Raw genomic sequence first — 9,681 nt, 5'->3', positions numbered from 1 at the left:
CCCCCCGGCCCCCCCCCCCCCCGGGGGGCCCCCCGGCCCGGGGGGGGGGGCCCGCGGGGGGGGCGCGCCCCCCGGGCCCCCCCCCCGGCGGGGGGGGGCCCCCCCCCGGGCCCCCCCCCCCCCCCGCCCCCCCCGGGGGGGGGGGGCCCCCCCCCCCCCGCCCCCCCCCCCCCCGGCCCCCGTCCGCGTCCCCGGGCCGCTCACCATGCGGCCCGGGGCGCGGTCACGGGCACGGCCGGTGGTCTGTCACCATGGAGGCATGGTTCAGCCGGAAAGCCGCGAAGGGGAGCGCCTGCAGCTTCCGCCGGGGCAGCGGCTCCAGCGCGGCTGGCCGGTGACGCACTACGGTCCGGTGCCCAGGTTCCGGCCCGAACGCTGGGAGTTCCGCGTCTTCGGGGCCACCGCCGACGGGGACACGCACCGCTGGAGGCACGAGGAGTTCTCGGCGCTGCCCCACGAGACCGTGGTCGCCGACCTGCACTGCGTCACCAAGTTCAGCATGCTGGGCGTCGAGTGGGGCGGGGTGCGCACCCGTACCCTCCTCGAACTCGTGCCGCCCGCCCCTGAGGTCACCCATGTGATGGTGTGGGCCGAGTACGGCTACAGCGCCAACCTGCGGCTGGCGGACTTCACCGCCGACCACACGCTCTTCGCCACCCACCGCGCCGGCGAGCCGCTCACGGCCGAGCACGGCTTCCCGGTGCGGCTGGTCGTACCCCATCTGTACGCCTGGAAGGGACCCAAGTGGGTGCGGGGCGTGGAGTACATGACCGCCGACCGCCGGGGCTTCTGGGAGGAACGGGGCTACCACAACATCGGCGACCCCTGGCACGAGCAGCGCTACTCGTACCAGGAGGAGCCGGGCGACGGCCCCGGACTGTGACCGTGCCCGGCCGGCCCGCGGCCCGCTCGGGCGGCCCCCGCGTGGGGCCCCGCGTGGGACCCCTCGTGGGGCCCCACGTACGGTCCTTCCCGCCGTCCGGGGGCCGCGTCAGCCCCTGAGCTCCTTCAGCCGGGCCACATCCGCCGCGTGTCCCTCCCTGCCGCCAGGGGTCTCGATGACCAGGGGCACGCCCTCGGCCGCCGGATGGCGCAGCAGCTCGCGGAACGGCTCGGCGCCGATGTGGCCCGCGCCGATGTTGGCGTGGCGGTCCTTGCGGGCGCCGGCGACGTCCTTGGAGTCGTTGGCGTGGACCAGTCGCAGCCTTCCCTCTCCGGCCACCGCCACCACCTCGTCCAGCAGCGCCTTCATGCCGCCCCCGGCCGTCATGTCGTGCCCGGCGGCGAAGGCGTGGCAGGTGTCCAGGCAGATCCCGAGCCGGGGGTGCCGCTCCAGGGCGTCGAGGTAGGGGCCCAGGTCCGCGGCCCGCGAGCACAGCGAGGCGCCCTGGCCGGCCGTCGGCTCCAGCAGCAGCCACGGATCCTGTGAACCCTCGCCGGGGTCCAGCTCCTCCAGCAGCGGCAGCATCCGCTCGCGCACCTGGGCCAGCGCCGTGGCGCGGTCGCGCCCGCCGGTGGCCGAGCCGGTGTGGACGACCACACCCAGGGCGCCGATGTGACGGGCGCGCCGCAGCGAGTGGCGCAGGGAGGCCACGGACAGCTCGGCCGTGGCCTCGGTGTGCGAACCGAAGTTGATCAGGTAGGGCGCGTGGACGTAGGCCGGGATCCCTTCCTCCGTACAGGCCGTGCGGAAGGCCTCGTCCTGCCTCGGGTCGCCCGCCGGGGTGGCCCAGCCGCGCGGGTTGGCGACGAAGACCTGCACGGCCTCGGCGCCGATCTCGCGGGCGTACGCCAGGCCCTTGGCGGCGAGCCCGCCTGCGACGGCGACATGGCTGCCGACGGGGTTGCGGACGCGGCGGGGGGAGGGGGCGGCCGTCCCGCCCGCGTCCGCGGGGGAGGGGGGCGGGGCGTCGTACGGGGAAGGTGCGGTGCTCACACATCGAGGGTGCCAGGCCCGCACGGCGCACGGCCCGGCGGCCCGCTCGTGGTGAGCGGGCCGCCGGGCCGTGCGGAAGGGGTCTTCCGGCCGGTCAGTAGGCCGAGTCGACGTTGTCCATGGAGCCGTACCGGTCGGCGGCGTAGTTGCAGGCGGCGACGATGTTGGCCACCGGGTCGTACAGGTCGTACTTGGTGCCCTCGACGTGGTAGGCGTCGAAGGTGGGCTGGATCACCTGGAGCAGCCCCTTGGAGGGTATGCCGTTGCGGGCGTTGACGTCCCAGTCGTTGACGGCCCGCGGGTCGCCGCTGGACTCGCGCATGATGTTGCGGTGGATGCCCTCGTAGGTGCCGGGGATGCCCTCGCGCTCCATGATGGCCAGGGCCTCGCGGATCCACCCGTCGAGGTTGTCCGGGTAGGAGGCGGCCGCACTCCGCTCGCGCTCGTAGGCCCGCTCCAGGGACTCCTCGTCGCGCTCGCCCCAGTTGCCGCCGCTGCCCCAGCCGCCGCGGTCGTGCGAGCGGTCGGCGGCCTTCTCGCGGGTGGAGTCGCGGTCGGTGGCGGCCTCGCGCTCGGCGTTCTTCCGGTCCTTCTCGGCCTTCTGGTCCTTCCGGGTCTTCTCGGCCTCGCGCTTCTCCTCGGCGGCGGCCTCGCGGGCGTCGGCCTGGGCCTGCTGGTAGGAGCCGGAGAACTGCGCCCGCAGGCCGCCCTGCCCGGCGGTGACGTCCTCGGCCTGGGCGGCCGGCTCCACCGGGAGCGAGACCGGTGCGGAAGCGGGCTTCGGCCCGGCCGAGGGGGCGGCCTGCTCGGCACCCGCCGGGGCGAGGCCGAGCGCCAGGGTGGCGGCGCCGGTGGCCGCGACGACGCCGATGGCGGAGAACTTGTGGGTGCCGGTCATTCGGGTGGTGCCGGACACGCGGAACTGGTCGAGAACGCGGAACACAGACATGGGGGAGGAGAACCTCTTCCGATCGCTTGCGTCGCAGAGCCGGATCAGCCGGGCCGGCCATGGGGCCGAGCGGGGTTGCGCCGGGTTCCTCTCCTCGGCGCTGGCGACTGTTGCATTGTTAGCGGCCGGAACTTATGAGGACAAAAGTGTGATGTACTACCCGGATTCGTTGATATCCGGCGCAACGGGCCTTCGAGTGCCGGTCCGGGCCGCTCGGGGCCGACCGGGCCGCCGCGGTGCCTACTAGGCGGGTTCGTAGGTGATCTGGGTCCTATGGGGCGCTTCACAACGGCTGCCCGCTCAAGCAACCCTCCGTGCCCGCGCGGTGACACACGGGCCGGCGGCCCGGCCGGGCCGGTGCGTTCCGGTCAGCGCACCCAGACGGTGATCTCCGAGCCGCGCGGGGCCCGCTCGCCGGCCGCGACCGACTGGTCGAAGACGGTGCCGGTGAAGAAGACCCTGCGGACCCTCACCTCGAAACCCGCCTCCTCGAGGGCCTGCCGGGCCTCGCTCTCCTCCAGCCCCTCCACGTCCGGGACCTCGATCATCTCCGGGCCCTTGGAGACGGTCAGCGTCACGGTGTCGCCCTCGGCGGCGACCGCGCCCTCGCGGGGCGACTGCCGGGCGACCGTGCCCTCGTCCTCCTCGGAGAAGACCCGCTCCGGGGCGGTGCGCACCTTCAGCCCGGCCTCCTCCAGCCGCTGCCGGGCCGTCCCCTCGTCCTCGCCGACGACACCGGGCACCTCGACCCGCGCGCCCTTGGAGAGCACGAGCGCCACGGCCGTGCCCGGACGGCGCACGCTGCCCGCCCCGGGCTCGGTGCGGGCCACCGAGCCCCGCTCCGCCTTCCCCGAGAACTCCCTGGTCACCATGCCGGGCTCCAGCCCGGCGGCCTTGATCTTCCGGCGGGCCTCATCCGGGGTGTCGCCCGTCACATCGGGGACCTCGACCCGTTCCGGTCCCTGGGAGACGGTGATGGTCACCGTGCCGTTGCCGCGGATGCGCTCACCGCGGCCCGGATCGGTGCCGATGACATGGCCCCGCTCCACGGTGTCGCTGTAGTCCCGGACGATCCGCCACGCCAGCCCGGCCTCCTCGACCGTCCGCTTGGCCCGGTCCTCGGTCATGTCGAGCACCCCGGGGGTCCTGGTGAACTGCCCGGAGTTGATGTACCACAGGCCCAGCGCCGTGCCGAGGACCAGCAGGACGGCGGTGACCAGCGCCGGCAGCGAACGCCGGGACCCGAGGCCGGCCCACCGCCGCCGGGGCGCGCCCGGCCCGGACGGGCCCGGCTCCCGGGAAGGCGTGCGCACGGAGTCCGGCCGGGGCAGGACGGACGTGCGGTTCAGGGCCTCCCCGGACTCCCCGCCCCCCTCCGGGCCGGCGCCGCCGGCGCAGGCCTCGGGCGCGCCGCCGCGCGGAAGGACGGTGGTGCGGTCCTCGGAGCCGGCGGGGACGGGGGAGCCGTCCCCGCCCGCGGCGGCCGGAGGCGGCGCGTCCAGTTCCTCGCTGGTCAGCGCCTCCTTCACGGCCCCGACCTCGGCGAGCAGCTCCACGGCGTCGGCCGGCCGCCGCCCGGGGTCGCGGGCGGCGGTACGGGCCACCAGTTCGTCCAGGGCGGGGGCGAGAGTGGGCACGAGGGCCGAGGGGGCCGGGACGTCCTGGTGGAGATGCTGGTAGAGCACCTGGGCCGGGGTGCCGCCGGCGTGCGGCTTGGAGCCGGTCAGCATCTCGTACAGCACCACGCCGCAGGCGTAGACGTCCGCGCGGGCGTCGGCGGTGCCGTGCTCGATCTGCTCGGGGGCCAGGTAGGAGACGGTGCCCAGCACCGAGCCGGTGGAGGCGGACGTCTGGGAGCCCACGGCCCGCACCAGGCCGAAGTCGGCGACCTTGACCCGCCCGTCGTCCCCTATCAGGACGTTCTCCGGCTTCACGTCGCGGTGCACCAGGCCGGCCAGATGGGCGGCGCCCAGCGCGGCGAGCACGGGCTCCAGGACGTCCAGCGCGGCGCGCGGCCGCAGCGCCCCGCGCTCGCGCAGCACGTCGCGCAGCGTGCAGCCCCGGACGTACTCCATGGCGAGGTAGACGTAGCCGCCGTCCTCGCCCTGGTCGAAGACCCCCACCACGTTCTGGTGGGACAGGCGGGCCGCGGACTTGGCCTCCCGGATGAACCGGTCGACGAACGAGGCGTCGGCCGCGAGGGAGGGGTGCATCACCTTCAGGGCGAGCTCCCGGTCCAGCCGGGTGTCCATCGCCCGGTAGACCGTGGCCATGCCGCCGACGGCGATCCGCGCCTCCACGCGGTACCGGCCGTCGAGCACGTGCCCGATCAACGGGTCCCGAAGGGTCGTGTCCACGGCGCAGAGTCTACGAGCCGCCGCGGACACGGCCGACCGCACCGGCGCAGGCGCACCGGAGTGCGGCACAACGGTGACGAAACCGCCGCCGCCCCGCGACGTCGGGAGGGGAACCGCGGCCGGCCGACCCGTGGGCGTCCCGCCCGGAGCCCGCTCACCCGAAGGCCGGCCGCTCCGGGTCGAGGTCCGCCATCCCCTCCGCCGGGGAGGAGGCCAGCGCGAAGTGCCGGCGCGGGATCCGGCCCGCCCGGTACGCCAGCCGCCCCGCCTCCACCGCGTGCCGCATCGCCTCGGCCATCAGCACCGGCTCCTGGGCGCGGGTGACGGCGGAGGCGAGCATCACCGCCGCGCAGCCCAGCTCCATGGCGAGGGCGGCGTCCGAGGCGGTGCCCGCACCCGCGTCCAGGATGACCGGTACGGACGCCCGCTCGGTGATCAGCCGGAAGTTGTGCGGGTTGCGGATGCCCAGGCCCGAGCCGATGGGCGAGCCCAGCGGCATGATCGCCGCGCAGCCCACGTCCTCCAGCCGCCGTGCCAGCACCGGATCGTCACTGGTGTACGGCAGGACGGTGAAGCCGTCGTCGACCAGCGTCTCGGCGGCCTCCAGCAGCTCCACCGGGTCGGGCAGCAGGGTGCGCTCGTCGGCGACGACCTCCAGCTTGATCCAGTCGGTGCCCAGCGCCTCGCGGGCCAGCCGGGCGGTGAGCACGGCCTCCCCGGCGGTGAAGCAGCCGGCGGTGTTGGGCAGTACGCGGATGCCGTTGCGCTTCAGCACCGACAGCACCGAGCCGGAGACGGTCGGGTCCAGGCGCCGCATGGCGACGGTGGTCAGCTCGGTGCCCGAGGCCAGCAGCGCCCGCTCCAGCACCTCCAGGCTGGGCGCGCCGCCCGTGCCCATGATGAGGCGGGAGGTGAAGGCGGTGCCGCCGATGGTGAGGGTGTCGTCAGCCATGGCCGCCGTCAGCCCCCCTGCACCGCGGTCAGGACCTCGACCCGGTCGCCGTCGCACAGCTTCGTCGCCGGCCACTGGCCGCGCGGCACGACACTCTCGTTGACGGCCGCGGCGACGCCGGCCGGGGCGGTGGTCAGGGACGCCACGACCGCGTCGAGGGCGAGGCCGGCCGCGATCTCGCGCGGCTCGCCGTTGACATGGACGGTGACGGTTGCGGCGGTACGGGCCGTGCCGGTGTTCACAGAGGACTCTCCTGAAGCGTGCGGTCGAAGCGCCGGGGGGTGAACGGGCGTGCCTCCTCGGGGAGTTCGCCGGTGGTCAGGACCTGGGCCAGGGCGTCGCCGGTGACCGGGGCGAGCAGCACCCCGTTGCGGTGGTGACCGGTGGCCAGATGCAGGCCGGGCAGGGCGGTCGGGCCGAGCAGCGGGGCGTTGTCGGGGGAGCCGGGGCGCAGGCCCGCGCGGGTCTCCACCAGCGGCAGCTCGGTGATGCCGGGCACCAGCTCGTGCGCGTCGCGCAGCAGCTCGTAGACGCCGCCGGCCGTCACGGTGGTGTCCCAGCCCTGCTCCTCGCTGGTCGCGCCCAGCACCAGCTCGCCGTCGGCCCGCGGCACCAGATAGACATGGCCGCCGCGCACCAGGGCCCGCACGGTGCGCGAGAGGAACGGGGCGTACGCGCGGGGGATCCGCAGCCGCAGGATCTGGCCCTTGACCGGGCGCACCGGCGGCAGGACCTCCTCGGGCACCCCCGCCAGCCGGCCGCTGTCGCTGCCGGCCGCCAGCACCACCAGATCGGCCCCGACCGCGGTGCCGTCGGCCAGCTCCGCCCCGGCCGCCCGGTCGCCGGACAGGGACAGCCGTCCGGCCCGCTGCCGCACGAAGCGGACCCCGGCCCGCTCGCAGGCGGCCAGCAGGGCGGCCGTCAGCCGGCGCGGATCGGTCTGGTGGTCGCCGTCCACGCGCAGTCCGCCGCGCACCCCCGGGGCGAGCATCGGCTCCAGACGGCGGCACTCGCGGCCGGTCAACCATGCCGACTCCAGCCCGCAGCGCCGGTGCAGCGCGTGCAGTTCCCGCAGATGGGCCCGGTCGTCGGCGTCCAGCGCGACGGCCAGTGTGCCGCAGGCGCGGTAGCCGGTCCCCAGGCCCGACGTCTCCTCCAGCTCGGCCGTGAAGTCCGGATAGCGGCGCGCCGAGGCCAGGTTGAGGGCGAGCAGGGACTCCTCGCCGTAGTGCAGCTCGGTGACGGCCGCCAGCATCCCGGCCGCCACCTCGGCGGCGCCGCCGCCCGGCGCCGGGTCGACGACCGTGACCCGCGCCCCCCGCTGCGCGGTCCGCCAGGCCGTGACCAGCCCGATGACGCCACCGCCGATGATCAGCACGTGCATGGGTGCGGTGCTCCTCCCTTCGCCGGAATGACCCGGATCAGGTTCGTACGGTCGGAGGCCGCGCAAGCCTCCCTCTCAGCCCGGTGCGCCGGGCTCCCGCGCTTCGTCGTTCGCCGGTTCGCCCCGGGGGCCTCCCGCCCCCGGACGCCGACCACCCTATCCGCGCGCCCGCCGGGGCTGAAGGGGAGCCGGGCCCCGGTCCCCCTTCGGCCCCGGCGGCTGTGGCGGGGCTCTCACCGGACCCCGCCGCCGGGCCGCCCGGCGGCGGGGTCCGACCTCCTACAGTGATCGCGTGAGCGTGCGAACCGAGCAGCAGAGCAGGCAGCGGGTCCTCGTCGTCGGCGCCGGGATGGCCGGGGTGCAGACCGCCGTACAGCTGCGTGAGCAGGGCTGGCCGGGGCGGATCGCCCTGGTCGGCGCCGAGCCCCACCGGCCGTACGACCGGCCGCCGCTGTCCAAGGCGGTGCTGCTGGGCAGGGCACCCGGGTCCGCCTTCGACGTCGACTTCGGGGCCCTGGAGGTGGACCTGCGCCTGGGCACGGCCGCCACCGGGCTGCGCACCGGCGACCGGGAGGCGGACACGGACGCCGGAGCGCTGCCCTACGACCATCTGGTCCTCGCCACCGGCGCCGGGCCGATCCCCCTGCCCGGCGCCGGGGGTGTCCCCGGGGTGTACCTGCTGCGCACCCTCGACGACGCCGAGCGGCTGCGGCCGGTGCTCGCCGGGCGCCGGGAGGTGGTGGTCGTCGGAGCGGGCTGGATCGGCGCCGAGTTCGCCACCGCGGCCCGCGAGGCCGGCTGCCGGGTGACGGTGGTGGAGGCCGCGGACCAGCCGCTGGCCGGGGCGCTGCCGCCGTCCGTCGCTGCCCGGATGCGCGCCTGGTACGAGGAGGCGGGCGCCGAGCTGCGCACCGGGTGCGCCGTCACGGGCGTCGCCGCGGCCGGCACACCGGACGACCCGGTGTGTGAGGTGGAGCTGTCCGACGGCTCGGTGCTGACCGCGGGCGCGGTCGTCACCGGGATCGGCGCGCGCCCGGCCACCGGCTGGCTGGCGGGCTCCGGCGTGGCCCTGGGCGAGGACGGCTCGGTCCTGGCCGACGAGTACCTGCGCGCCTCCGTCCCCGGCGTCCACGCCGTGGGGGACTGCGCCTCCTACCCGTCGGCCCGCTACGGCCGCCGGCTGCTGGTCCACCACTGGGACAACGCGCTCCAGGGGCCGCGCACGGTCGCCTCGGTCCTGGTCGCCGGAGAGGCCGAGACGCCGGTGTACGACCCGGTGCCGTACTTCTGGTCCGAGCAGTTCGGCCGCTTCGTCCAGTACGCGGGCCACCACACCGGTGACGACGAGATGCTGTGGCGCGGCGATCCGGCGGACGCCGCCTGGTCGGTGTGCTGGCTGCGCGACGGTGTGCTGCGCGCCCTGCTGGCCGTGGGCCGCCCGCGCGACCTGACCCAGGGGCGGAAGCTGATCGAGCGCGGCACGGCCCTGGATCCGCTGCGGACCGCAGACCCGTCCGTCCCCCTGAAGAGCGCGGCCCGCTAGTGACTGTCGGTGGCAGATGGCAGGCTGGTTCCCGTGAACGAGATTGACGCGAAGACCGATGCTCTCGTCCCGGCCTGGCTCACCCTCCCCGATGTCGCCGACAGGCTCGGCGTCGAGGTGACGCGTGTGCGGCAGCTGGTCAGGGAGGGCCAGCTCATCGCGGTGCGCCGCGGTGAGAACCGGGTGCTCCAGGTGCCCGCCGACTTCATCGGCGAGGGCCGGGTGGTGAAGGGCCTGACCGGGACCATCACGCTGCTCAGGGACGACGGCTTCAGTGACGAGGAGATGCTGGAGTGGCTGTTCACGCCCGATGACACCCTGCCCGGCACCCCGGCGCAGGCCCTGCGGGAGAATCGCGGCACCGAGGTGAAGCGGCGCGCCCAGGCGCTGGCCGTCTGAGCGGCGCGCTCACCGCGGACGACCCGGCCCGGCAGGGCCGGGCGCAGCCAACCGTACGACCGATCACCGGCGTGCGGGCCCCGGCGGGGCGGGGGGGGGGGGGGGGGGGGGGGGGGGCCACCGGGGGGGGGCCCCCCCCCGCCGGGGGGGGGGGGGGGGGG

General features: G+C 75.9%; 9 protein-coding genes and 1 riboswitch. Of the genes, 3 read left to right on the top strand and 6 right to left on the bottom strand.

Annotated elements, in window-relative coordinates:
* Window positions 1-259: 259 nt before the first annotated feature.
* Window positions 260-883, top strand: a complete 624-nt coding sequence (locus ACW69E_RS27635; RefSeq protein WP_457501018.1) for a sulfite oxidase-like oxidoreductase — start codon at window positions 260-262, stop codon at window positions 881-883.
* Window positions 884-991: 108 nt separating this feature from the next.
* On the opposite strand, the gene ACW69E_RS27630 is transcribed toward ACW69E_RS27635, so the two are convergent.
* The 6 genes from ACW69E_RS27630 to thiO form a co-directional block, all read right to left on the bottom strand.
* Window positions 992-1,936, bottom strand: a complete 945-nt coding sequence (locus ACW69E_RS27630) for a deoxyribonuclease IV (RefSeq protein WP_457501017.1) — start codon at window positions 1,934-1,936, stop codon at window positions 992-994.
* A 94-nt stretch (window positions 1,937-2,030) separates the two neighbouring features.
* Complete coding sequence (locus ACW69E_RS27625) at window positions 2,031-2,885, bottom strand: transglycosylase SLT domain-containing protein (RefSeq protein WP_457501016.1); 855 nt, start codon at window positions 2,883-2,885, stop codon at window positions 2,031-2,033.
* Window positions 2,886-3,253: 368 nt separating this feature from the next.
* Window positions 3,254-5,242 (bottom strand): Stk1 family PASTA domain-containing Ser/Thr kinase, encoded by a 1,989-nt coding sequence (gene pknB / locus ACW69E_RS27620; protein ID WP_457501015.1) that lies wholly within the window; start codon window positions 5,240-5,242, stop codon window positions 3,254-3,256.
* A gap of 154 nt (window positions 5,243-5,396) precedes the next feature.
* Window positions 5,397-6,194 carry a thiazole synthase gene (locus ACW69E_RS27615; RefSeq protein WP_457501014.1) on the bottom strand — a complete coding sequence of 266 codons (798 nt, stop codon included), beginning with the start codon at window positions 6,192-6,194 and terminating at the stop codon, window positions 5,397-5,399.
* Between the two features lie 8 nt (window positions 6,195-6,202).
* Window positions 6,203-6,436: a sulfur carrier protein ThiS gene (gene thiS / locus ACW69E_RS27610; RefSeq protein WP_457501013.1), complete on the bottom strand. Its 234-nt coding sequence runs from the start codon at window positions 6,434-6,436 to the stop codon at window positions 6,203-6,205.
* A complete protein-coding gene (gene thiO, locus ACW69E_RS27605) occupies window positions 6,433-7,578 on the bottom strand; it encodes a glycine oxidase ThiO (RefSeq protein ID WP_457501012.1) in 1,146 nt (381 codons plus the stop codon). Before thiO ends, thiS begins: the two co-directional genes overlap by 4 nt.
* Window positions 7,576-7,688: riboswitch (TPP riboswitch) on the bottom strand. (Overlaps the previous gene by 3 nt.)
* Before the next feature lie 182 nt (window positions 7,689-7,870).
* Here thiO and ACW69E_RS27600 point away from each other — a divergent pair.
* Window positions 7,871-9,121 carry an NAD(P)/FAD-dependent oxidoreductase gene (locus ACW69E_RS27600; protein ID WP_457501011.1) on the top strand — a complete coding sequence of 417 codons (1,251 nt, stop codon included), beginning with the start codon at window positions 7,871-7,873 and terminating at the stop codon, window positions 9,119-9,121.
* A 33-nt stretch (window positions 9,122-9,154) separates the two neighbouring features.
* Window positions 9,155-9,520, top strand: coding sequence for an Rv2175c family DNA-binding protein (locus tag ACW69E_RS27595; RefSeq protein ID WP_457501010.1), 366 nt, complete (start codon window positions 9,155-9,157; stop codon window positions 9,518-9,520).
* The last annotated feature ends 161 nt before the right edge of the window (window positions 9,521-9,681 follow it).

The sequence above is a fragment of the Streptomyces sp. SS8 genome, from assembly GCF_054072955.1.
This window is presented reverse-complemented; position numbering and strand designations above follow the sequence as displayed.